General features: G+C 67.8%; 23 protein-coding genes. 8 read left to right on the forward strand and 15 right to left on the reverse strand.

Annotation, left to right across the window (positions count from 1 at the left end):
* Positions 1–23: 23 nt before the first annotated feature.
* The gene (locus WT24_RS23335; RefSeq protein WP_060035995.1) at positions 24–1,190 is read right to left on the reverse strand and encodes a branched-chain amino acid ABC transporter substrate-binding protein; all 1,167 of its coding nucleotides are present in this window, start codon (positions 1,188–1,190) and stop codon (positions 24–26) included.
* A 179-nt stretch (positions 1,191–1,369) separates the two neighbouring features.
* On the opposite strand from WT24_RS23335, the gene WT24_RS23340 reads away from it, so the two are divergent.
* The 5 genes from WT24_RS23340 to ahpF all read left to right on the forward strand — a co-directional run bounded on the left by WT24_RS23340 (position 1,370) and on the right by ahpF (position 5,447).
* Positions 1,370–2,266, forward strand: a complete 897-nt coding sequence (locus WT24_RS23340; RefSeq protein ID WP_059500772.1) for a LysR substrate-binding domain-containing protein — start codon at positions 1,370–1,372, stop codon at positions 2,264–2,266.
* Between the two features lie 85 nt (positions 2,267–2,351).
* Positions 2,352–2,570 (forward strand): ribbon-helix-helix protein, CopG family, encoded by a 219-nt coding sequence (locus tag WT24_RS23345; protein ID WP_059500878.1) that lies wholly within the window; start codon positions 2,352–2,354, stop codon positions 2,568–2,570.
* The gene (locus WT24_RS23350; RefSeq protein WP_059500773.1) at positions 2,564–2,929 is read left to right on the forward strand and encodes a type II toxin-antitoxin system VapC family toxin; all 366 of its coding nucleotides are present in this window, start codon (positions 2,564–2,566) and stop codon (positions 2,927–2,929) included. The genes WT24_RS23345 and WT24_RS23350 overlap by 7 nt, the downstream gene beginning before the upstream one ends.
* 233 nt (positions 2,930–3,162) lie before the next feature.
* A complete protein-coding gene (ahpC, locus tag WT24_RS23355) occupies positions 3,163–3,726 on the forward strand; it encodes an alkyl hydroperoxide reductase subunit C (protein ID WP_034179823.1) in 564 nt (187 codons plus the stop codon).
* A 119-nt stretch (positions 3,727–3,845) separates the two neighbouring features.
* Entirely contained in the window at positions 3,846–5,447 is a 1,602-nt protein-coding gene (gene ahpF / locus WT24_RS23360; RefSeq protein WP_060035996.1) for an alkyl hydroperoxide reductase subunit F, read from the forward strand.
* Positions 5,448–5,541: 94 nt separating this feature from the next.
* On the opposite strand, the gene WT24_RS23365 is transcribed toward ahpF, so the two are convergent.
* The 9 genes from WT24_RS23365 to WT24_RS23405 form a co-directional block, all read right to left on the reverse strand.
* Positions 5,542–6,339, reverse strand: coding sequence for a hypothetical protein (locus WT24_RS23365; protein ID WP_060035997.1), 798 nt, complete (start codon positions 6,337–6,339; stop codon positions 5,542–5,544).
* Positions 6,340–6,506: 167 nt separating this feature from the next.
* On the reverse strand, positions 6,507–7,406 hold the full coding sequence (gene lpxO, locus WT24_RS23370; RefSeq protein WP_059500776.1) for a lipid A hydroxylase LpxO: 900 nt from the start codon (positions 7,404–7,406) through the stop codon (positions 6,507–6,509).
* Between the two features lie 207 nt (positions 7,407–7,613).
* The gene (locus WT24_RS23375) at positions 7,614–8,168 is read right to left on the reverse strand and encodes a carboxymuconolactone decarboxylase family protein (RefSeq protein ID WP_059795664.1); all 555 of its coding nucleotides are present in this window, start codon (positions 8,166–8,168) and stop codon (positions 7,614–7,616) included.
* Between the two features lie 25 nt (positions 8,169–8,193).
* On the reverse strand, positions 8,194–9,528 hold the full coding sequence (locus tag WT24_RS23380; RefSeq protein ID WP_060035998.1) for an aspartate aminotransferase family protein: 1,335 nt from the start codon (positions 9,526–9,528) through the stop codon (positions 8,194–8,196).
* 15 nt (positions 9,529–9,543) lie between these two features.
* Complete coding sequence (locus WT24_RS23385; RefSeq protein ID WP_060035999.1) at positions 9,544–10,593, reverse strand: C45 family peptidase; 1,050 nt, start codon at positions 10,591–10,593, stop codon at positions 9,544–9,546.
* Between the two features lie 20 nt (positions 10,594–10,613).
* On the reverse strand, positions 10,614–11,342 hold the full coding sequence (glnQ, locus tag WT24_RS23390) for a glutamine ABC transporter ATP-binding protein GlnQ (RefSeq protein WP_034205076.1): 729 nt from the start codon (positions 11,340–11,342) through the stop codon (positions 10,614–10,616).
* A complete protein-coding gene (gene glnP, locus WT24_RS23395; protein ID WP_059500780.1) occupies positions 11,339–11,995 on the reverse strand; it encodes a glutamine ABC transporter permease GlnP in 657 nt (218 codons plus the stop codon). Before glnP ends, glnQ begins: the two co-directional genes overlap by 4 nt.
* Positions 11,996–12,061: 66 nt before the next feature.
* On the reverse strand, positions 12,062–12,814 hold the full coding sequence (gene glnH, locus WT24_RS23400) for a glutamine ABC transporter substrate-binding protein GlnH (RefSeq protein WP_034205078.1): 753 nt from the start codon (positions 12,812–12,814) through the stop codon (positions 12,062–12,064).
* Between the two features lie 395 nt (positions 12,815–13,209).
* A complete protein-coding gene (locus WT24_RS23405) occupies positions 13,210–16,749 on the reverse strand; it encodes an ABC transporter ATP-binding protein (protein ID WP_060036067.1) in 3,540 nt (1,179 codons plus the stop codon).
* Between the two features lie 119 nt (positions 16,750–16,868).
* Here WT24_RS23405 and WT24_RS23410 point away from each other — a divergent pair, with 119 nt between their 5' ends.
* A complete protein-coding gene (locus tag WT24_RS23410) occupies positions 16,869–17,816 on the forward strand; it encodes a LysR family transcriptional regulator (RefSeq protein WP_060036000.1) in 948 nt (315 codons plus the stop codon).
* Between the two features lie 43 nt (positions 17,817–17,859).
* Here the strand turns inward: WT24_RS23410 and WT24_RS23415 are convergent, their stop codons facing one another.
* Complete coding sequence (locus tag WT24_RS23415; protein ID WP_059500880.1) at positions 17,860–18,231, reverse strand: MAPEG family protein; 372 nt, start codon at positions 18,229–18,231, stop codon at positions 17,860–17,862.
* A gap of 302 nt (positions 18,232–18,533) precedes the next feature.
* On the opposite strand from WT24_RS23415, the gene alr reads away from it, so the two are divergent.
* A complete protein-coding gene (gene alr / locus WT24_RS23420) occupies positions 18,534–19,655 on the forward strand; it encodes an alanine racemase (protein ID WP_060036001.1) in 1,122 nt (373 codons plus the stop codon).
* A gap of 161 nt (positions 19,656–19,816) precedes the next feature.
* On the opposite strand, the gene WT24_RS23425 is transcribed toward alr, so the two are convergent.
* Together WT24_RS23425 and WT24_RS23430 are read right to left on the reverse strand one after the other, a co-directional pair.
* Positions 19,817–20,611, reverse strand: a complete 795-nt coding sequence (locus tag WT24_RS23425; RefSeq protein WP_059500881.1) for an enoyl-CoA hydratase — start codon at positions 20,609–20,611, stop codon at positions 19,817–19,819.
* Positions 20,612–20,795: 184 nt separating this feature from the next.
* Positions 20,796–22,223, reverse strand: coding sequence for an MFS transporter (locus WT24_RS23430; RefSeq protein WP_060036002.1), 1,428 nt, complete (start codon positions 22,221–22,223; stop codon positions 20,796–20,798).
* A gap of 256 nt (positions 22,224–22,479) precedes the next feature.
* On the opposite strand from WT24_RS23430, the gene WT24_RS23435 reads away from it, so the two are divergent.
* Positions 22,480–23,361, forward strand: coding sequence for a LysR family transcriptional regulator (locus tag WT24_RS23435; protein WP_059500882.1), 882 nt, complete (start codon positions 22,480–22,482; stop codon positions 23,359–23,361).
* Between the two features lie 12 nt (positions 23,362–23,373).
* On the opposite strand, the gene WT24_RS23440 is transcribed toward WT24_RS23435, so the two are convergent.
* Positions 23,374–23,589 (reverse strand): hypothetical protein, encoded by a 216-nt coding sequence (locus tag WT24_RS23440; RefSeq protein WP_257127545.1) that lies wholly within the window; start codon positions 23,587–23,589, stop codon positions 23,374–23,376.
* Positions 23,586–24,038, reverse strand: a complete 453-nt coding sequence (locus tag WT24_RS23445; protein WP_060036004.1) for a DUF3592 domain-containing protein — start codon at positions 24,036–24,038, stop codon at positions 23,586–23,588. The genes WT24_RS23440 and WT24_RS23445 overlap by 4 nt, the downstream gene beginning before the upstream one ends.
* Positions 24,039–24,040 lie beyond the last annotated feature (2 nt).

Consider the following 24,040-nt stretch of genomic DNA (forward strand, 5'->3'; position numbering starts at 1 on the left):
GGATCGTCTCGGTCGTTTTGCGGTTACTTGGCTGCGGTGCGCGAGCCGCCGAGCACGTCGACGACGGCCCACTTGCCGCCGCGCACCTGGTAGATCGTGAAGGCCGGATCCTTCAGGTTGCCTTCGGCGTCGAACGCGATGCGCCCCGTCACGCCGGGCCGCTCGATCGCGCGCACGGCCGCGACCAGCTTCGCCGGCTCGGTCGTGCCGGCCTTCTGCGCGGCCGCGATCAGCGTGGCGGCGGCGTCGTACGCGAACGGCGCATGCAGTTCGATCGGCGCGTGAAAGCGGGCCTGGTATTGCGTGTCGAACGCCTTGCCGCCCGGCATCCGGTCGAGCGGCAGGCCCGGCTCGAGCGCCGTCACGGCGTCGCCGTCCTTGCCGGCGAGCGACAGGAAGGTCTGGCTCACGAAGCCGCCCGCACCGAGCAGCGGCGCGTTCACGCCGAGCTGGCGCATCCGGCGCGCGATCGGCGCGGCCTGCGCGTCGAGGCCGCCGAAGAACACGAGATCCGCGCGCTTGCCCTTGATCGCGGTCAGCACGCCGCTGAAGTCGGTCGTCTTGTCGTTCACGTACTGGCGATCGACGATCGTGCCGCCGTTCGCCTGCGCGCCCTTGATGAACTGGTCGGCCAGCCCCGCGCCGAACGACGTGCGATCGTCGATCACCGCGATGCGCTTCGCCTTCAGCGTCTTCGCCGCATACGCGCCGGTGAAGTTGCCGCCTGCATCGTCGTGCCCCATGATGCGGAACGCCGTCGCGTAGCCCTGCTGCGTGTATTGATGGCCGGTGGAGGCCGGCGCGATCTGCGGGATGCCGGCGTCGCGGTACACGCGCGACGCGGGCACGCTGCAGCCCGTGTTCCAGTGACCGACGACGCCGATCACGTGCTGGTCGACGAGTTGCTGCGCGACCGCGACGGCCGTGCGTGGGTCGGACTGGTCGTCGGCCGCGACGAGCTTGTAGATGACCGGCTTGCCGCCGATGGTCGGATGCTTCGCGTTCGCGTCGTCGATCGCGAGTTGCGCGCCGTTCTGCAGATCCTTGCCGATCCGCGCGGACGGGCCGGTGAGCGGCGCGGCGAGACCGATCAGGACCGTCCGTGGAGCGGACTGGGCGAACGCGGGAACGGAGGCGACCAGCGCGGCCGCCGAGAAGGCGAGGCTGGCGGAGAGGAAAGCGATTTTCATGTGCGGGGGGACGATCAGTCGAATCAAAAACATGAAAAATATTAAATATTTAGGACCTAAACCTCAAATACCCAATTGTTGGATGCTTATACCGTTCCCGACACATTAGCGTACATCGCTGTAAATGCAGGATATTTTTGTGTTGTCGCTTACCCTTATTTTTCGATAAAATTCGATACATGAAAAATATCGAACAATTGCCGCACGATCCGCCGCTGCGCGCGGTGCGTGCGTTCGAAGCATTTGCGCGTCTCGGCTCGGTCACCGCGGCGGCGGGCGAACTCGACATCACGCCGTCGGCGGTCAGCCATCAGCTGCAACTGCTCGAAGCGTTCATCCAGACGCCGCTGACGGTGCGAGAAGGCCGGCTGCTCGTGCTGACCGACGAGGGGCGCGACTACTACCGGTCGATCAGCGCGGCGTTCTCGGTGCTGCGCAGCGCGACGCGCTTCGTGCGCGACCGTTCGTCGCTGCGCCAGATCACCGTCAGCCTGATTCCGTTGCTCGGCATCGGCTGGTTCATTCCGCGGCTGCACGCGTTCCTGGCCGACAACACCGATGTGGACGTCACGGTGCTGTACGCGCATCACCGCAACTACCGAAGCGATGCGTCGGACCTGTCGATCCGCTTCGGTACCGGCGACTGGCCCGGCTACCGCTGCGAGCGGCTGCTGCCTGGCGCGATGGTGCCGATGTGCAGCCCGTCGTTCCTGAAGCGTCATGGACCGTTCCGCACGCCGGCCGATCTCGCGCGCGCGCCGCTCGTGCACGACGAGGATCGCAGCACGTGGGTCAACTGGCTGCAGGGTGCCGGCGTGCGGCACGTATCGCACGCGGTGGGACCGATGTTCGAGGATGGCCAGCTCACGCTGAGCGCCGCCCGCGCGGATCTCGGCGCCGCGTTGCTGCGCGCGCCGCTGGTCCAGCGCGAACTGGCGAACGGCGAACTCGTGCAACTGTTCGATCACGCGCTCGACGACGGGCGCGACTACTACCTGTGCACCCGCGAGGATGCGGACCTGCCGGACGGAGCGCGACGGCTGGCGGCGTGGTTGCGGAAGATGGCGGGGATTTGAGGGGCCCTTGCCGTCGTCGTGCCGGGGCCTTGCATGCTTTCAAGTCGGCATATATGATATGCATATCATATATCGGAGGTTTGCCATGAGCCGGATTCTGGTCGATCTGTCGGATGGCCAACTAGACGCGCTGGCCGTCATCGTCGAGACTCAACACCGTCCCCGCGCCGCCATCATTCGCGACGCGATCGATGCCTACATTGCCCTGAACAAGCACCGGCTTGCCGACGACGTCTTCGGTCTCTGGAAAGATCGCGCGATCGATGGGCTCGCCTATCAAGAGGAATTGCGCTCGGAATGGTAAAAGCCCTTTTCGACACCAACATCCTGATCGATTATCTGGGCGGCGTGGAATCCGCCCGCGCGGAACTAGGGCGCTACGACTATCGCGCAATCAGCATGATCTCGTGGATGGAAGTCCTCGTCGGGGCATCCGCAAGTGACGAGGCCCCCATCCGTGCATGGCTCTCGTCGTTCGATGTCATCGCACTCGACAGCACGGTTGCGAATCGCGCCGTGACGATTCGCAAGGACCGCCGGATACGCCTGCCCGACGCGATTGTGTGGGCGTCGGCGCAGGTGAACGGGCTGTTGCTCGTATCGCGCAACACGAAGGACTTTCCCGCCTCCGAACCCGGCGTCCGCGTGCCGTATCAGATTTAAGCAGGCGTACGCGAGCGCGTACGCCTGCACAGCACATCCCCCGAGCCGCGCTCATGCCGAGCGGGCGCTACCCGCGTCAACGTCGTCCGCCCTTCCCACCTCCCGCCAATCAAGGGCCGGAAGCAGATAGAAAATCCCGATGTCCCGGATTGAAACAAGCAATTTCACAACTTCAGGGTGAACCCGGATACTGGCAACACTCCACTCACCCCTGACGAAAAGGAATTGTCCAGATGCCGATCATCAACACCCAAATCAAGCCGTTCAAGGCAACCGCTTACCACAACGGCGAATTCGTGCCCGTTTCGGAAGAGAACTTCAAGGGCAAGTGGTCCGTCGTCGTGTTCTACCCGGCCGACTTCACGTTCGTCTGCCCGACCGAGCTGGGCGACCTCGCCGACCGCTACGCGGAATTCCAGAAGCTGGGTGTCGAAATCTACGGCGTGTCGACCGACACGCACTTCACGCACAAGGCATGGCACGACACGTCGGACACGATCGGCAAGATCAAGTACCCGATGATCGGCGACCCGACGCTCACGCTGTCGCGCAACTTCGACGTGCTGATCGAGGAAGAAGGGATGGCGCTGCGCGGCACGTTCGTGATCAACCCGGAAGGCGAGATCAAGCTGTGCGAAATCCACGACAACGGCATCGGCCGCGACGCGGGCGAACTGCTGCGCAAGGTGCAGGCGGCGCAATACATCGCGGCGCACCCGGGTGAAGTGTGCCCGGCCAAGTGGACGCCGGGTGCGGAAACGCTGACCCCGTCGCTCGACCTGATCGGCAAGATCTGACGATCGCGCCGCGCGCCTCGCACGAGGCGCGCGACGGCGGGCCGCCGCATCCCGCGGCCCGCGCCTTCCTCCGGCACGACGTGCCCGACCAGCATCATCAATACGGAATCCGAAACGCCATGCTCGACGCCAATCTCAAGAACCAACTCAAAGCGTACCTCGAAAAAATCACGCGCCCGATCGAACTCGTCGCCTCGCTCGACGACAGCGCGAAATCGCAGGAACTGCTGGCGCTGCTGACCGAGATTGCGTCGCTGACGGATCGCGTGACCGTGGCCGAACGCCGCGACGACGCCGAGCGCAAGCCGTCGTTCTCGATCGGCGAGCCCGGCAAGCCGGCCGGCATCCGTTTCGCCGGCATTCCGATGGGCCATGAATTCACGTCGCTCGTCCTCGCGTTGCTGCAGACGGGCGGCCACCCGATCAAGCTCGACGACGACGTGATCGAACAGATTCGCGCGCTCGACGGCGACTACGCATTCGAAACGTATTTCTCGCTGTCGTGCCAGAACTGCCCGGAAGTCGTGCAGTCGCTGAACGTGATGTCGCTGATCAACCCGCGCATCCGCCACGTCGCGATCGACGGTGCGCTGTTCCAGGATGAAGTCGAGTCGCGCCAGATCATGGCCGTGCCGACGATGTTCCTGAACGGTGCGTCGTTCGGCCAGGGCCGCAGCAGCGTGAAGGAAATCCTCGCGAAGCTCGATACGGGCGCCGGCGAACGCGCGGCGAAGTCGCTCGAAAACAAGCCGGTGTTCGACACGCTGATCGTCGGCGGCGGCCCGGCAGGCGCGGCCGCGGCGATCTACTCGGCACGCAAGGGCATCGCGACGGGCGTGGTCGCCGAGCGTTTCGGCGGCCAGGTGCTGGACACGATGGCGATCGAGAATTTCGTGTCGGTACAGGAAACCGAAGGGCCGAAGTTCGCGACCGCACTCGAACAGCACGTGAAGCAGTACGACGTCGACATCATGGACGTGCAGCGCGCCGACGCGCTGATTCCGGGCGACGTGCACCAGATCCGCCTCGCGAACGGCGCGGTGCTGAAGGCGAAGACGATCGTCCTCGCGACCGGCGCACGCTGGCGCGAAATCAACGTGCCGGGCGAGCGCGAGTACCGCAACCGCGGCGTCGCGTACTGCCCGCACTGCGACGGCCCGCTGTTCAAGGGCAAGCGCGTCGCGGTGGTCGGCGGCGGCAACTCGGGCGTCGAGGCCGCGATCGACCTCGCGGGCATCGTGAAGGAAGTCACGCTGATCGAATACGGTGCGCAACTGCGCGCGGACGAAGTGCTGCAACGCAAGCTGCGCAGCCTGCCGAACGTGACGATCGTCACGCAGGCGCAGACGACCGAACTGACCGGCGACGGCAGCAAGCTGAACGGGCTCGTCTACAAGGATCTGCGCTCGGGTGAAACGAAGCGTGTCGAGCTCGAAGGCGTGTTCGTGCAGATCGGCCTCGTGCCGAACACCGAATGGCTGAAGGGCACGGTCGAACTGTCGAAGCACGGCGAGATCGTCGTCGATGCGCGCGGTGCGACGTCGGTGCCCGGCGTGTTCGCGGCCGGCGACGTGACGACGGTGCCGTTCAAGCAGATCGTGATCGCGGTCGGCGAAGGTGCGAAGGCGTCGCTCGGCGCGTTCGATCACCTGATCCGGCAGGACGTGGCGGCGCCGGCGGCGAGCGCGCAACCGCAGGCCGAAGAAGCGGTCGCCGCCTGACGCAGGCCGGCCCCACACATCGAAGTTTGTCTCTCTTGGCCCCGCATGCCTTGGTCGGCGTGCGGGGCCCTTTTTATGCCGAAGACGTGCGCGGTTACTTGGTCGCGGTCGGGCCACCGTCCGCCGGCGCAGGCGCCGTCGACTTGAAACTGCTCGACTGCCTGACCAGTTGCTCGGTCATCGCGGCCGCCACCGGATTCGCGCCGGACGACGAACCGCCCTGCCGGTACGAACCGGTGCTCGCCGGCATCGAGGATACCGGCGACATCGACGGCGGCGGCAACGACGGGTCGAGCTTCGCCGACTCCCTGACGAGCGCGGCCGTCTCTGGCGTTTCGGATTTCGTCGCGGCCGGCGGCGCGGCGGCGGCGTGGCGTTCGAGGCCGTCGCGCTTGCGCGGCGCGCGTTGCGTGACCTGCGCGGGCGCAGCCGACTGAGCGCGTTTGGCGGCCGGGGCCGGGACGGGGGCCGGAGGCGAAGCCGGGGCCTGCGCCGATGGGGTCGAATCCTGCTCGTCGACCGTCACGACGTTGACCTTCGGCGGGGGTGCGACCGGCTTCGTTACCGGTTGCGGCTTGTCGCTGACGACCGGAACCGCCGGCGCAGCACCGACGCGTGCGGGGGCGGCCGGCGCGGGTGTGGGCGCGGAGGGAGGCGGCGCGGCCGCCGCCAGTTTCGGCGCAGTCGCTGCGGCCGGTGCCGGCGGCGCGATCGTGCCCTGTACCGCGTGATCGTTGCCCGCGGGCGCCGCGGCAACCGGCGCGGCCGAATCGCCGATGCCGGCGTCTTCGATCGCACGGTGGTCCGCGCGTAGGAGCATCACGTACGCGGTGCCGGCCGCGGCGACCAGAAGCCCGCCGGCGATCATCATGGTTTTACGGGTACTCGTCATGCTTGCTCACCGATCATATCGACGTGAACAAGTCATCATACGCGGCCGACGTCCGTTGATCCCGTATGAATACAATTGGTTGCATTGATCACGGCGGCGGGCCATCGGCCCCGCGCGATGCCGCGCCGCACTATCGTCGGACAAGAAAAAACGCCGCCCTTCGACTGTCAGATGCAGAAGATCGCGACCGCGATCCCGCCGAACAGCAGCCACTTGACGACGTAGTACACGGTGCGATTCCACGCCTTCAATCGCTTGCCGGCGCGCCGAATCGCATACAGGTACCTGAACGCACGATTGAGCCCGCCCGTGCGATCGCCGGTTTCGTTCGGCGACGCGGCCGCGCGCATCAGCAGTTGCCCGAATGCATCGTTGACGCGCTGCGCCCAGCGATATTTCATCGGACGATCGATGTCGCAGAACAGGATCACGCGATCGTGTTCGGTGCGGTTTTCGGCCCAGTGCAGGTACGTCTCGTCGAACATCACGGCCTCGCCGTCGCGCCATGCATACGACTCGCCGTCGACGACGATCCGGCACGCGTCGTCGTTCGGCGTATCGAGCCCGAGATGGTAGCGCAGCGAGCCCGCATACGGATCGCGATGCAGCCCGAGCTTGCCGCCCGGCGGCAACTGCGCGAACATCGCCGCCTTGATCGACGGAATCCGCGACAGGATCTCGACCGAGCGCGGGCACAATGCCTGCGCGGACGGATGCGGCGCATCGTACCACTTCAGGTAGAAACGCTTCCAGCCGTGGCGAAAGAACGAATTGAAGCCGATGTCGTTGTACTCGCCCGACGCCTTGATCCGGCTCGCGTCGCGCAACGCGAGCGCTTCGCGGCGAAACGTGCGCCATTCGCGCTGCAGCACCGCCAGCTCCGGAAAGCGATCCGTGTCGACGAACGGCGTGGTCGGCACCGACGAGAACGCGTACGAAAAGCAGTTCAGCGGTGCGGTAAAGGTCGAGTGGTCGGAAAGTTGCCTGAACAACCGGTGCCGAACCTTGCCGCGCCGATGCGTGTACACGACACACGCAATGAACACGATCAGCAGGACCCAGCGCATCGATATTTCCCCCGTGGTTCTTTGGCGAAATTCTAAAGACGGGGAAAATTTCCTGCATTGACGCACAGGCGGGACGATGGGCAGCGGGACGACACGGCGCGAATGTCGATCGACCGAGGCCGAAACGCCGAAAAGCCCGCATATACGGGCTTTTCGGGCTATCCGCACGCGCACGCGGCATGCCGCCGACGCACGCGCCGGCGGCGATTATTCCGGAAACGGCAAATCAGTTTGTCCGTCTGCGCGCATACCGAACGTGTTGAGCGTCATCGCGACGAGCGCGTAATAGCCGAGCAGCGCGACGAGGTTCACCACGGTCTCGTGGCCGAAACGCGCCCGCGCGCGTGCGAACGTCGCATCGCTCACGCGGCGCGTGTCGTACAGCTCGGTGGCGAACGCATGGATCAACGCGTCGTCGTCCGATTCGAAGGCCGGCGCGACGCCACGCCGGATCGCGTCGGCGGTTGCCGCCGGCAAGCCGGCATCGAGCGCGATCGGATGATGGATGTGCCACTCGGCCTGCGAGCGCCAACGCGCGGCTGTCACGAGAATCGCGAGTTCCGACAGGCGCAGCGGCAGCCCCGTGCGGTAGCGGCAGAACGCGCCGAGCTTCTGCGCGTGCTGGGCCAGTTCGGGGCTCGCGATCCAGCCGAGGAACGGCCCGTTCAGGTTGCCGCGCGGGCCGCTGAGGATGTCGGCGAGCACGGCCTTCTGTTCGTCGGTGGCCGATGCGGGATCGAAAGGAGGGAGTCTGTCCGTCATGATGAAAATTCGTTGAGATCGGGGTTCATGCGCCGGCCGACGCGAGCGCCGCGCCGATCGCGCCGGACAGCCGTTCGACGATCGTGTCGATCTGCTGCGCGGTGCAGACGAACGGCGGTGCGACCAGAATGTGGTCGCCGTGCACGCCGTCGATCGTGCCGCCCATCGGATACACCATCAACCCGCGCTGCATCGCTTCGCGCTTGACCGCCGCATGCAGCTTCAGCGCGGGATCGAACGTGGCCTTGGTGTCGCGATCGCGCACGAGCTCGATGCCGACGAACAGCCCGCGGCCGCGCACGTCGCCGACATGCGGATGCGCGCCGTAGTGCTCCCGCAACGACGCGCGCAACTGCTCGCCGCGCGCCTTCACGTTGTCGAGCAGCTTCTCTTCCGCGATCACGCGCTGCACCTCGAGCGCGGCCGCGCACGCGGTCGCATGGCCGAGGTAGGTATGACCATGCTGGAAGAAGCCCGAGCCGTCGACGATCGTCCGGTAGATGCGGTCGCTCACCAGCGTCGCCCCGATCGGCTGGTAGCCCGCGCCGAGCCCTTTCGCGATCGTCAGCAGATCGGGCGCGACGCCGTCTTCGTCGCACGCATACAGGTAACCCGTGCGCCCCATCCCCGACATGATCTCGTCGAGAATCAGCAGCACGCCGTACTTGTCGCACACCGCGCGAATCTTCTTCAGGTAGGTACGCACCGGCGGCACCGCGCCGGCCGTGGCGCCCACCACCGTTTCCGCGACGAACGCCGCGACGTTTTCCGCGCCGAGTTCGACGATCTTGCGTTCGAGCTCGTCCGCGAGGCGCTGCGCGTACGCTTCGTCAGTTTCGCCCGCCAACTGGTCGCGGTACGCATAGCACGGGCTCACGTGATGCGCTTCGATCAGCAGCGGCAGGAACGGCTCGCGCCGCCACGCGTTGCCGCCGATCGCGAGCGCGCCGAGCGTGTTGCCGTGATAGCTCTGGCGACGGGCGATGAAATGACGCCGCTGCGGCTCGCCCTTCTCGACGAAATACTGGCGCGCGAGCTTCAGCGCGGCCTCGATCGCCTCGGAGCCGCCCGACACGAAGTACACATGCTCGAGCCCGGCCGGCGCGGCGTCGACGAGCCGGTCGGCCAACTCCTCGGCCACGTCCGTCGTGAAGAACGACGTATGCGCGTACGGCAGTTGCTGCACCTGCCGCTTGATCGCGTCGATCACGCGCGGGTTGCTGTGGCCGAGACACGATACGGCCGCACCGCCGCACGCGTCGATATAGCGTTTGCCGGTCGAATCGATGATCTCGATGCCGTCGCCTGCGACGGCAACGGGCAAGGTGGCGCGCGGGGCGCGATGGAAAACGGTCGTCATGCGTGGCCTCATGGATCAGGATGCGCGGTGTGCGCATCCGGACGGCACGATGCGCGTCGCGAAGCGCTGCGTGCCGTGTTGATGGACGGTGAAGTCGATCGCGGTGTCGCGAATCGCGAACACCGCGGTCGCCAGCGTGTTTTCGTCGTCGGGGTCGGCCGGATCGTCGCGATAGATCGGCAACCCTTCCGGCGCCCGATCGCCGAGCACGCGCAGCAGCGCGGCTTCGTCGATCGCGTCGATGCCGCGCGTGAGCGCGTCGACGCGCCGCTGGCGATCGCCGGACGATTGCGTCACGATCTGCGCTTCCGCATCGCAACCGGGATGCACCAGGTGATTCGCATGGCCCGCAAGCCGTGCGACGTCGACGACCGAACAGCGCGCGACGCTCGCCTCGATGCTCAGCAGCCGCGCATCGCCGGTCGCACCGAGCGTGTGATGAAAGCCGCTCGCGCGCGCATGCGTGCGCAGCACGTCGGCGGCTGCGTCGAGCGACGTCGCGTCGAGCACGGCGCGCGCGAGGATCATGCGCGGCACGCCCGGCGCCGGCGTGCGGATCCGCAGGTTGTTGATCGCCTGCGCGATACCGGCGCGGTTCGCGGCGAACGTATGTCCCGGCAGCGAACCCGGGTAATAGAAACTGACGAACCCGGGCTTGCCGGCGGGTTGCACGTCGACGAGCAGGCAACGTTCGCGCAGGTACGGATCGCCGTCCTCGTTGTGCGCGATCCAGCGCGTGCCGTCCGCGCCGCGCGCGGCGAGCGTCGTGCAGCCGTCCGGCGCGTTGTGAATCAGCTCGCCGCGGCAATTCCACAGAAAAATGTCCTCGGCCGGCCAGCCGATGCCCGCCGCGATCCCGTCCAGCTCCGCGACGAGATCGGGGTACGCGGCCAGCGCGGCCTGCCGCAGCGCATCGACGAACGGATGGCCGCGCCAGCGGCGCACGGCCTGCCATGCGCCGCTCTGCTGCATGTACGGATCGAACACGGGGCGGGCAAGCTCGCCGAGGCGCACGCCGATGTCGAACGGCGTGCCGGCGATGACGGGTGAAAGGGAAAGCGGCATGTCGGGTGTTTCGGTTTCGTTCAGGATACGTGCTTCAGGAATTCCTTCAGGCGTGGCGTCGGCGGCCGGTCGATCAGGTCGGCCGGATGGCCGTCCTCGGCAATGCCGCCCTGATCCATGAACAGCAGCCGCGTGCCGACCCGCTTCGCGAAGCCGATCTCGTGCGTGACGACGATCATCGTCATCCCTTCGGTCGCGAGATCCTGCATCACTTTCAGCACTTCGTGGCGCAATTCCGGATCGAGCGCCGACGTCGGCTCGTCGAACAGCATCAGCCGCGGCCGGATCGCGAGCGCACGCGCGATCGCGACGCGCTGCTGCTGGCCGCCCGACAGCTCCGACGGGTAATGATTCGCGCGCGATTCGAGGCCGACCTTGTCGAGCAGCGCCATCGCCTGGTCGCGCGCGTCGGCGCGCGACGCGCCGCGCACCTGCATCGGCCCGAACATCACGTTCTCGAGCGCGGTCATTTGCGGAAACAGGTTGAACTGCTGGAACACCATGCCGGCTTCGAGCCGGATGTTGCGGATCGTCGCCGCGTTGCCGCGCACGCTCTGGCCATCCACCAGCAGCTCGCCGCCGGTGATCTTCTCGAGCGCGTTGATACAGCGCAGCATCGTCGATTTGCCCGAGCCCGACGGGCCGACCACGACGACCACCTCGCCCGCGTCGATCTTCAGGTCGATGTTCTTCAGCACCGGCACATGGCCGAAGCTCTTCGACACGTTCTGGAATTCGATCATGCTCATAAGATTTTCATCCGCTTTTCGACGAGCCGAAGCGTCAACGTCATCGCACCGGTCAGTATCAGGTAGATGACCGCCACCGCACTCCAGATCTCGACCGCCTGGAAATTACCGGCGATGATTTCCTGCCCCTTGCGCGTCAGCTCGCCCACGCCGATCACGATGAACAGCGATGTGTCCTTCAGGCTCACGATGCACTGGTTGCCGAGCGGCGGAATCAGCCGACGGAACGCCAGCGGCCCGACGATCTTCAACAGCACGCGCGGCATCGACAGCCCCATCGCGAGCCCCGCTTCCGTCAGCCCCTTCGGGATCGACAGCAGCGCGCCGCGCACCACTTCCGCGAGATACGCGCCGGAATTCACCGTGATCGCGATGATCGCGGCCGTCAGGCCGTCGATGCGGATATGCGCGAGCAGCGGCAGGGCGAAATACAGGAACATCACCTGCACGACGATCGGCGTGCCGCGGATCAATTCAATATAGACCTGTGCGAGCACGTTCATCGCCTTCGGTCCGTATGCGCGGAACATGCCCGCGATCATCCCGACGACGAAGCCGCCCACCAGCCCGAAAAATGCGATGAACACCGTCAACCGGACCCCGTCCATCAGGTCCGGCAACGCCGCCCAGATCGCCGACCAATCGAAATTCACTTGTCGCTCCCCGTTCGATTCAAGACCCGCGCGGCCCCGGGGCCGCGCGCCGATGCGCCGTCACGCTCACATCTTCGGCGGCTCGGCACCGAACCACTTCTTGTAGATCTGCGCGTAGCGGCCGTCGGCCTTGATCTTCACGAGCGACGCGTTGACCTTCGGCACGAGCGCGCTGCCCTTCGGGAAGCCGATCCCGTACTTGTCGCCGCTGACCGGCTGGCCGGCGACCTTCACCTTGCCCTTGCCTTCGTTGTTCACGAAGAACAGCACGTTCGGCGTGTCGTGCATCGCCGCGTCGACGCGGCCCGCTTCGAGCGCGAGGTAAGCCTGGTCGATGTTCGGGAACTGGCGGACCTCCTTCGGCTTCAGGTGCGCCTTGATCCAGTCGATCGTCGCGGTGCCCGTCTTCGCGGCGATCACCTTGCCGTTCAGGTCGTCGATCGACTTGATCGACGTGTCGCCGGCCTGCACCATCGCGGCGAGCCCGCTGTCGTAGTAAGGCGCGGAGAAATCGATCGCTTTCTTGCGCTCTTCCTTGATCGTCATCCCCGACAGCGCGACGTCGATGTTCTGCGTCTGCAGCGCCGGAATCAGGCCCGCGAAATCCATCGGCTGGATCGTGTATTTCCAGCCCTGGTCCTTCGCGATCTCGGCCCACAGGTCGAGATCGAAGCCGACGTACTTGTCGCCCTGCTTGAACTCGAACGGCATGAACGACGTATCGGTCCCGACGACGAGCGTCTTGGTGTCCGCGTGCGCGAGGCTGGCGCCGAGTGCGGCGACGACCGCGACGGCTTTCAGGAAGGAACGGCGACTCATGGATTCTCTCCGCATGATTGAGCGATGTGACCGGCCAACGGGCCGGCGGAACGACGACATCGAGTCGCACCGCAACATGCGATGTCTAATTAGACATTAGTGCAACAAGTGTTGTCAATGGCGATACTACGACACCAAAAAAGTCCGCAACAGATAAATGCATCGAGACAAACCCGGGCCGCGCGGCGCGGATAGATCGGAGGAAAGCGGGAGGATGGCGGAGCAGAATGCCCCGCCGGATCGTGGCGCGCCGGCGGATGGCGGCGCGGAGCGGAAGATGGCGCGCCGTGCCGGAATGGCCGTGCGCGTGACGCCGGCAACCGCCGGCTCGACTCAATGCAGGTGGCGCAACGCTCGGGCAATGGCCAACGGGCAACGCGCCGATGCCGCACCGCTCACGCCGCGACCCCGCTCGCCTGATGCGACACGAGCCGCGCATACGCGCCCTGCCGCGCCATCAGGTCCGCATGGCGCCCGGCCTCGATCACCGTGCCCTGCTCGATCACGAGGATCAGGTCGGCATGGCGCACGGTCGACAGACGGTGCGCGATGACGATCGACGTGCGCTGCGCCATCAGGTCCTCCAGCGCCGCGCGGATCTGCTGCTCGCTGATCGTGTCCAGGTGCGACGTCGCCTCGTCGAGGATCAGCACCGGCGCATCCTTCAGGAAGGCGCGCGCGATCGCCACGCGCTGGCGCTGGCCGCCCGACAACTGCACGCCGCGCTCGCCGACGCGCGTCGCGAGCCCGTCGGGCAGCCGCGCGACGAAGTCGCCGAGCGCGGCGTGGTCGATCGCGCGCCGCACGTCCGCGTCGGATGCGTCGTTCGCAGCGAGCCGGATGTTCGCTTCGAGCGTGTCGTTGAACAGGTAGGTATCCTGCGCAACGAGCGCGATGTGCTGCCGCAGGTCGTCGAGCCGCAGGTCGCGCAGGTCGACGCCGCCGAGCGTCACGCGGCCCTGCTGCGGATCCCAGAAGCGCAGCAGCAGGCTCGCGACGGTCGACTTGCCCGCGCCCGATGCGCCGACCAGCGCGACCGTGCTGCCGGGCGGCGCCTCGAAACTCACGCGATCGATCGCGGGCACGCTGCGCCCCGGATACGTGAACGACGCCGCCTCGAACCGCACCGTCGCATCGCCGGGCATCGCGTGCGCGCCGTCGATCACCGTCACGGGTTCCTTCTCCAGCGCGCGCAAGCGTCGCGTCGAGGCGATCGTGTCGGCAAGCTGGCGCGCGACCTGGCCGATTTCGGCCACCGGCATGAACGCAGCCACCGCGACCAGCACCAATAGCGGCAACGACTCGCGCGGGAACCCGCCGCGTGCGCACAACCACGCGCCGAGCGCCGCGACCGCCAGCCCGCCCAGCCCGCTCGCGACTTCCAGCGCGGCGCTTTGCGACGACAGATCGTCGAGCAGCTTCGCGCGCTGCCGGCGGTACGCATCGACCTCGGCCACGAACGCTGCGCGCCGGCGCGCGATCGCCTGGAACGCGGTCAGTTCCGCGAGCCCCTGGATCGTTTCGGTCAGGTGCGCACCGAGCTGGCCGAGCGCTTCGCGCGCACCGGTGCCGAGCCGGTCGACGTCGCGTCGCGCCAGCACGGGTGCGAGCCCCGCCCACAGCAGGAACGGCAACAGCACGAGCGCGAGCGGCCACGCCACCGACGCGAGCAACGCCAGCACACAGGTCGGCACGAGCACCGCGACGAATGCCGGCGCCAGCGTATGCGCGTAGAAATATTCGACGGTCTCGACGTCCTGCGTCGCGAGCGACACGAGATCGCCGGAACGGCGACGCAGCAGCCCGGCCGGCGCGAGCCGTTCGAGCGTCGCGAACAGCGCGATGCGCATTTCCGCGAGCAGCCGGTACGCCATGTCGTGCGCGAGCCAGGATTCGAGCCAGTGCAGCACGGCCGCGACAGGCGCGATCGCGAGCAGCGCGACCACGAGCCCGCTGCCGACATGCCCCGTCGGCACCGCGCCGACCACCCGTGCGCCGATCACGCCGACGCCGATGAATGCGAGCACGCGGCCGATCCCGAACAGCACGGTCAGCACGACCTTGGCCTTCCACGGACGCACGAAGCGCAGCAACGTCTGCAACGTTTCCGGCCAGCCGATCGTCGCCGCATCGTCGTTCAGCGGCCGCACCTGCGGGCCCGACGACGCGCGCGCGCTCGCACCAGCCGCCGCCGTCGCGCCGACGGATTCGGCGACCGCTTCCAGTTGCGGCCCCATCAGCCGTCGATACGGGCCGTCGCGCGCGATCAGCGCCGCATGCGTCCCTTCGTCGACCACCCGCCCCTGATCGAGCACCAGGATACGATCGGCGCCGATCACGCTGGACAGCCGGTGCGCGAGCACGAGCGTCGTCCGTCCGTGCGTAAGCCGGTCGAGCGCCTGCTGGATCAGCGCTTCGTTTTCCGCATCGACCGACGACAGCGCTTCGTCGAGCAACAGGATCGGCGCATCGCGCAGCAGCGCGCGGGCAATCGCGATGCGCTGGCGCTGGCCGCCCGACAGCATGAGCCCGCGTTCGCCGATGCGCGTCGCGTAGCCGTCGGGCAGCGCCGAGATGAAATCGTGCGCGTTGGCCGCGCGCGCGGCCGCGATCATGTCCGCGTCGCTGGCGTCCGGGCGGCCGAGCCGCAGGTTGTCGGCGACGCTGCCGTCGAACAGCGTCGCGTCCTGCGCGACGACCGCGATCATGTCGCGCACCTGGTCGACAGAGAGCGTACGCACGTCGTGGCCGCCGATCCGGACCGCACCGCCCTGCGCGTCGTGCTGGCGCAGCAGCAGGCGTACGATGGTCGACTTGCCGGCCCCGCTCGGCCCGACGATCGCCACCGTCTCGCCCTCGCGCACCGAGAAACTCAGCGCCGCATGGGCATCCGCGCGGCGCCCCGGATACGCGAAGCTGACGTCGTCGAACGCGATCTCCGGCCGCAGGCCCGCCACCCGCGGCGCGTCGGCGGCCGGCGCCTGACTGCCCGCGTCGAGCAGCGCATGGATCGCATGCGCCGCGGACTGGCCGATCATCCCCTGATGCAGCACCGCACGCAGGTCGCGCAGCGGGCGGAAGATCTCGCTGCCGGCCATCAGCACGATCAGCAGCGCTTCAACGCTCATGTCGCCGTGCTGCACGCGCCACGCGCCCACCGCGATCGCCGCGGCCGCGCCGAGGCCGGTGCCGAGATCGGTGAAGAACCGCGTCAGCAGGCCGAGCGCGAGCACCCAGAACGTGCTGTCCGACAGTGCGCGCGCCTTCGCGGCCAGCTTCGCGCCGAACGCGGTGCTCTGCCCGAACGCCTTCAACGTCGGCAGGCCCTGCACCGCGTCGAGAAACTCCTCGCCGAATGCCTTGAACGCGGCCGAACGGGCGAGCGCCGCACGCTTGTCGGCGCGATGCACGAGCTGCGGCAGCGCAAGCGTGACGAGCGCCGCGACCAGCAGGATCGCGGCCGTCGGCACGTCCCACCACGCGAGCACCGCGAAGATCATGAGCGGCGCGCACGCGGCGATCACGAGTTGCGGCAGGTAAACGCCGAAGAAGGTCTGCAGCTGCTCGACGCCGTCGACGACGGCCAGCATGACGCCGCCCGTGCGTTCGCCGTTGAACCATGCGGGGCCGAGCGCGGCGATCCGGTCGAACAGCCGCGCGCGCAGCGTCGCCTGCACGCGGCCCGCCGTATGCTGCGCGAGCACCGTGCGGCGATGATCGAGCCAGGCACGCAGCAGCACGCAAGCCGCCGTTGCAACGACGGCCTCGCCGATGTCGCGCGCCGGCGCGCCGGAAAAAACCAGCGCCAGCACGCGACCGAGAAATACGAAGCGCAGGATGCCGACACCCATCGCGAGCAACCCGAGCGCGACGGCCGCCGCCACCCGCCAGCGCAGCCCCGCCATCATGGCCCATAGTCGTCGGTCGAAATACATGAAGCCCTCCAGTCGGTGTTTCGTTGCGTTTTTCTTGACCGGATCGAGGCTACCTGCGCCGCCCGCGCGCGGCAAAAGATGATTTTTCAACGGGTGTTGAGTCAACTACAATACCCCGCATGTCGCACCTTCCTCCCCTCAGCGCACTGCGTGCTTTCGAGGCGACCGTTCGCCTCGGCGGGTTCGCGCGCGCGGCGGTCGAGCTGAACGTGTCGACCAGCGCGGTCAGCCATCAGATCCGCTCGCTCGAGGAATCGCTCGGTGCGCGGCTGCTCGAACGCAGCACGGGGCTCGGCGGCATCAGCCTCACGCCGGCCGGTGCGCGCCTGCTGCCGGCCGTCGGCGAGGCGCTGTCACGTCTCACCGACGCGTGCGCCGAGATTCGCGGCACCGCGCAACGGCTCACCGTCTCCGCCAACGCGCCGTTTTCGTCGATGTGGCTCGCGCGCCGGCTGGCGGAATTCTCGTCGCTTCATCCCGACACCCCGCTGCACGCGGTCGTGCTCGACGACGAGCCGGATTTCGCGCGCAGCGGCGTCGATCTGGCGATCGTGCACGTGCCCGCGCACCGGCTGCGAGACGACGACGACGTGCTGATGCGGGAAACCGTGTTCCCGGTGTGCAGTCCCGAACTGTTTCCGTACGCATCGGGATACGTATGCCGCTCGCGGCTGCTGCAGGAGATGCACGAGGACAACCCCGAGATCGACTGGCGCAACTGGGCATCGGAATTCGGCCTGCCGGGTGACTTCGAGACGAAGATCGTCCGTTACAGCAGTTTCAGCCAGGTAATCGGCGCGGCCGTCGGCGGCGCGGGCATCGCGCTCGGCCGCGTGCCGCTGATCGAGCCCGAACTGCGCAGCGGGCGCCTGGTGCCGCTGGTGCCGGGCCTCGCACGCGACGCGTCGTGGCGCTTCGTGCTGCGCCGCCATCCGTCGACGCGGCACCGGCTGCTCGATCCGTTGATCGCGTTCCTGCGCAGCGAAGCGGACGCACCGCCGTTCGTCTCGAAAATGGTTGCGCCCGCATCCAACGATAGTCACGCGCGAGGCACGAGCGGCGCCTGACGGGCCGGCATGCAAGGCCGGCCTCGCGTCGCCCGGCGGCCGCTTACGGCGTCGCGAAGAACAGCGCGACGACGCACGCCATCCCGCCGAACCACACGAGCGAACGCAGCGACGCCCAGTTCAGCAGGTACATCAGCGCATAGACGATGCGGATCGCGACGAACGCGATCGCGAGCTGATCGACGCGATGCACGTTCGCGCCGTTGTGCCATGCCACCACCAGCGCGGCCGTGAACAGCGCAAGCGCTTCCCACGCATTCTGATGAGCGGCCTGGGCGCGTGCGCGCCAGCCTTCGAGCTTCGCCAGGTACTCGCGCGGCGCGCGGTTGTCGTAACCCTTGCGGGCCTTGGCGAGAAACGTCATCGGGAACGGCAACAACGCGACGATGAACAGGCACAGCTGGGACGTCGTCATCCAGGTCTCCTCCATTATGATTACATTGAACAATGACAAGATCACCGAGAGCTTAGCATCGCGCCGTGCCGTTCGCGCACCGGTTTTCTAGACGGGAGACTCGGCCGCGCAGGCCGCCGGCGACGAGCCCGGCCCGCTACGACACCAAAATTTCCACCAAATCGTCGACAAATACGTTAATTAAAACTGGTCGAACACCAATAAGATAGTGCTCAACACTGGCTTGGCACGCGAGCGCGCCAAGCCCGCCGTTTCCCTCCGCGCCGCCGCGCGCCGAACGACATCCGACCCGAGCCCTTGCCATGCCCCGTCCCATCGTCGCCCATATCCGCCCGGACGCCGTCCGCCACAACCTCGACTTCATCCGCCGCACCGCTGCGCAATCGCGCGTGTGGGCCGTGATCAAGGCCAACGCGTACGGCCACGGCATCGAACGGATCTACCCGGGCCTCGCGGCCGCCGACGGCATCGCGCTGCTCGATCTCGACGAAGCCGTGCGCGTGCGCGAGCTGGGCTGGGACAAGCCCGTGCTGCTGCTCGAAGGGATCTTCGAGCCGGCCGACGTCGAGCTGGCCGATCGCCACCGGCTGACGGTCGCCGTGCACTGCGACGAACAGCTCGACCTGCTGATCGCCGCGAAGCCTCGTCAGCCGATCGACATCCAGCTGAAGATGAATTCCGGCATGAACCGGCTCGGCTACCGGCCGGCCGCGTTCCGCGCCGCGTGGGAACGCGCGGCGCGCGCGCCGTCGATCGGCAAGATCACGCTGATGATGCATTTCGCGAACGCCGACGAAGGCGAGGTCGACTGGCAGCTCGAGCAGTTCGACGCGACCACGGCCGGGATTCCGGGCGAGCGCTCGGTATCGAATTCGGCGGCGGTGCTGTGGCACCCGCACGCGCACCGCGACTGGGTGCGCCCCGGCACGATCCTGTACGGCGCTTCGCCGACGGGTGCGTCGCGCCATATCGCCGACACGCCGCTGACGGCCGCGATGACGCTGACCAGCCGGATCATCGGCGTGCAGACGCTCGCCCCCGGAGAGACCGTCGGCTACGGCCGGCGCTTCACGGCCGACCAGCCGATGCGGACCGGCGTCGTCGCGTGCGGCTACGCGGACGGCTATCCGCGCCATGCGCCGACCGGCACGCCGATCGCCGTGGACGGCGTGATGACGCGCGTCGTCGGCCGCGTGTCGATGGACATGCTGACCGTCGACCTGACGCCGTGTCCGAACGCGGGCATCGGGTCGAGCGTCGAGCTGTGGGGCGACCAGGTGAAGGTGGACGACGTCGCGGAAGCCAGCGGCACGATCGGCTACGAGCTGATGTGCGCGCTCGCGCGCCGCGTGCCGGTGGCGATCGTGCCCCCCGGCGCGTCGAGCATGCAGCCGGTGCCGCGGACCGGCAGCCACGGGCGCTGACCGGCGGCGGTTCGGCGGTTCGGCGATACGCGACCGCGCGCCGCACCTGTCGCGCTACGTACCGGCGGCCCGCCCACGCGCAGCGGCGACGACGCGGGACGTCGTTGCGCGTCGTGCAACGACGGGCGCCGATGCGCTCCCCGCGCGCTTGCGCCGATGCGTCACGAGCGCCACGTCGGCTTCCGCTTGTCGAGGAACGCGTCGATGCCCTCGCCCGCATCCTCTTCCATCATGTTGCGCGCCATCACGTCGCCCGCGTACGCATACGCTTCGTCGAGCGGCAACTCGCGCTGACGATAGAACATCTGCTTGCCGATCCGCACCGCGGCCGGGCTCTTCGCGACGATCTCCGCGACCTTGCGGGCGACGGCCGCATCGAGCGCGTCCTCGGGCACGGCTTCGTTGACGAGCCCCCACGCGGCGGCCGTCGCCGCATCGACGAAACGCCCGGTCATCAGCATGTCGAACGCGCGCTTGGCCGCGACGTTGCGGCTCAGCGCGACGGCCGGCGTCGAGCAGAACAGCCCGACGTCGATGCCCGACACCGCGAAGCGCGCGGTATCGGCCGCGATCGCGAGGTCGCACGCGGCGACGAGCTGGCAGCCGGCCGCCGTCGCGATGCCGTGCACGCGCGCGATCACCGGCACCGGCAACGCGCGCATCGCGAGCATCACGCGGCTGCACTGCGCGAACAGCGTGCGGTAGTAGTCGAGTTCGGGCTTGCTGCGCATCTGCCGCAAGTCGTGGCCGGCGCAGAACGCCTTGCCTTCGGCGGCCAGCACGACGCAGCGCACGTGCGGATCGGCAGCCAGCGTATCGAACGCATCGTGCAGGGCCGAGAGCAACGCTTCGGACAACGCGTTGAACTGCTGCGGGCGATTCAGGCGCAGCGTGACGACGCCGTCGTGCGTGTCGCGCAGCAGGATCGGCTCGGCGGTCTGTTGATCGGGTTCCATGGGGCTCCGCTGGACGGGGTTCGACAGGTTGCGCGGCGAGGCGAACGCGTGACCATCGCGCCCGCCCGCTCGCGGCATGACGAGGAAATGGTCCTCCACATTCCGCGGCGCGTCCAGCCGCGCCGCCGCATGCGCGTGCGCCGCGGCCTGCCCGCCACTGCGCCACGCCCCTGCCGCTCGTGCGTCAACGGCGCGGCTGCGCGGCTTGCGCGCGACCTGCCGTCCGCGCAGCCAGCGCGGCAATCGCATAGGCGACGCAGCCGAGCGCCGCGACAGCCCACAGCGCATCGGTCGGATCCGGCAACAGGATCGTCGCGGCGCCTGCAACGGCCACGCCGAGCAGGCTGCCGGCCTGCCGTGCCGCGTTGAGGAACCCGGATGCCACGCCCGCCGCGTCGGCAGGCACCTGTTCGAGCACCGTCGCGATCATCGGCGCCACCGACAGCGCGGTCCCGGTGCCGAATGCGATCATGGCCGTCCAGACCGCCGGCCACGGCGCACGCAGCGCGAGCGCAAGCGCGATCGCGGGAACGGCCAGTGCCGCCATCGCGAGGCCGTTTGCCATCAGCGTGACCGGATGCACCCGGCCGTGCAGTTTTCCCGACAGCAGATTGCCGAGCGACAGACTCAGCGCGAACGGCAACAGCGTCAGCCCCGTCTGCCGCGCACTCATGCCGAAGCGCCCGTGCAGGTACAGGCTCAGCACGAACAGCAGCCCGAAGTACCCGACATAGACGAGGCTGCCCATCAGATTCATCGCGACGAAGATGCGGTTGCGAAACCACGCGAGCGGCACCATCGGATGGCGGGCACGCCGCTCGACCACGACCAGCACGGCGGCGGCGAGCGCGGCGATCAGCAGCGCGCACCGGACCTCGGTAGCGCCGACGCCGCGCGTCGGCAGTTCGATCACCGCGAAACACAGCGCACCGAGCGCGGTCGCCCCGACGCACTGGCCGGCCCAGTCGAACCGGCGCACGTCCTGCGCGGCCGATGCGCGAACGAGCGCCGCCGCGCCGGCAAAGGCCACGGCGCCGGTCGGCACGTTGATCAGGAATGCGCTGCGCCAACCGAAATCGTCGACCAGGATCCCGCCGAGCACCGGCCCCACGGCAACCGCGACCGACGCGATGCCGGCCCACACCGCGATCGCTCGCGCCCGCTCGGCCGGCACGTCGAAGGTGCTGCGCACGATCGCGAGCGACGCGGGCAAGAAGAGCGCGGCGCCCGTGCCCTGCCCGAAACGCGCGACCACGAGGACCGCCACCGACGACGCGACGCCGCACGCCGCCGACGCGGCGACGAACAGCGCCAGCCCGGCGAGATACACGTGCTTCGCGCCGAACCGGTCGGACAGCGCACCGCCCGCGAGAATCAGCGCGGCGAAGCTGAGCGTGTACGCGTCGACGATCCACGCGAGTTCCGCGACCGTCGCGCCGAGGCTCGTGCGCATCGCCGGCAGCGCCACGTTGACGATCGTCGAATCGAGTACCGCCATGAACATGCCGACCGCGACGAGCGCCAGCGTCCAGCGCTGCTCGCGCGCCGTCGGGCGGCTCGGCGCCGCTGCGGCGACGGGAACGGGGACGGAAACGGAATGGCAATCGGACATGACACCTCCAGGCAGATGCCGGGAGTCTAGGACCGGGCGCATGATGCGGAAAAGTGATAATTTCGCATTTGCCCGATGCAGATTTGCATCATTCGATTCCGCCCACCGCTGGCTGCCCGATCGTCCGTCGAGCGACTCCACCCGGTAGCGGTAGACAAGAATCATGCAGGTGATCCTGCCCCGTGGCAGAACCTGCCGGTCAACGGCACGCCTTGCCTTCCCGCCATCAATGGCGGGTTTCTCGGAGCACATCCTGATGAACTGGGACAACGCCCGCTTCTTCCTCGCGCTGGCGCGCACCGGCACGCTGCGCGGCGCCGCGGCGCAACTGAACGTCGATCAGGCGACCGTCGGGCGCCGGATCGCCGCGCTCGAGGACGAGCTCTCGGCCCGGCTGTTTCTCCGCACCCCGTCCCTCTATGTGCTGACGACCGCGGGCGAAGCCCTGCTCGAACCGGCCGAAACGATGGAGCGGGCGTCGCTGACGATCGAACGCCGCGTGATGGGGCTCGACGAGCAACTGGCCGGGTCCGTGCGCGTCGCCACGACCGACACGCTCGGCAAGCGCTTCGTCGTTCCCGCGATCGCCCGCTTGCGGCGCAGGCATGCCGGCATCGACGTCGTGTGCGTGACGTCGGCGCAAATCACCAACCTCACGCGCCGCGAAGCGGATCTCGCGATTCGCACATTGCGGCCGGAATCGCCGGATCTGATCGTCAGGCGGCTCGGGCATCTCGAAACGGGCATCTACGCATCGCGCCGCTATCTGGCCGAACGCGGCGAACCGGTCGCGGGCAGCGCGTTCGACGGGCACGATCTGGTGATGTATCAGCAGCCGGTGGTGCCGACGATGTGGGACGCGCTGTGCGGCGAACCGACTTCACGCGGCCGCGTGATGTTCCAGACTTCGTCGACGATGATGCTGGTGGAAGCCGCGCTGGCGGGGCTCGGCATTGCGGAGCTGCCGTGCTTCCGCGCCGACACCGAGCCGGAGCTGGTGCGACTCATGCCGCAGCGGTGCAATCATTTCGACGTGTGGCTCGTCGCCCATGCCGATCTCTACAAGACCGCGCGCGTGCAGGCGGTGATCGAAGCGGTCGTCGACGAATTCGCGACAGCGGCGGCCCCCGCCCGCTAACGGGCCGGTGCGTCAGCGCGGCTGATACTCGCCATCCGCTGCCGACCAGCGAAACGTCCGGCGCCATTTGCCGCCGCGTTCGCGCAACTGCAAGTCGTGGAAGCCGTCCGTCGACGTCGACAGCACGCTCAGCGCATTGCTGCCTTCCGTGACGTCGTGATCGCGCGTGCCGTCGCGATGCCAATCGCCGGCGATATCCCGGTAGAACATCATCGGCTGCGCGGTCACTTCCGCTTGCGCCCGCTGCGCCACACACGCACGCCCGACCACAACTGACCGACGCCGACGACGAAAAAGACCAACCCCATCGCGCCGAATGTCAGCACATCGCCCCAGATCGCGCCGAACGTGTTCATCCGCGCAGTCATCCCCGGCGCATCCGGCGCATAGCGCACCTCGACCGTCGCGCCGTCCTCGACGCTGACGTCGCCGCCCTGCGAATATTCGACATGTTCGCCCGTGAGCGTCGTGAACGCGATTTCCGGATGATGCGGGCCCGCGTTCAGCTTGACGACGCGCCCCGGCACGACGACCGACGTTCGCAGGAACTCACGCGTCGACTGCGCATACAGAGCGACGCCGATCAGCATGCACGTGCCCACGACGGTAAAGCCGATGCCCTTTGCGATCAGCGTCTCGATGTGCCGGGCTGCAGCCCCGCCGGATACGGACATCATCC

The sequence above is a fragment of the Burkholderia sp. MSMB1078WGS genome, assembly GCF_001528895.1.
Classification (GTDB): Bacteria; Pseudomonadota; Gammaproteobacteria; order Burkholderiales; family Burkholderiaceae; genus Burkholderia.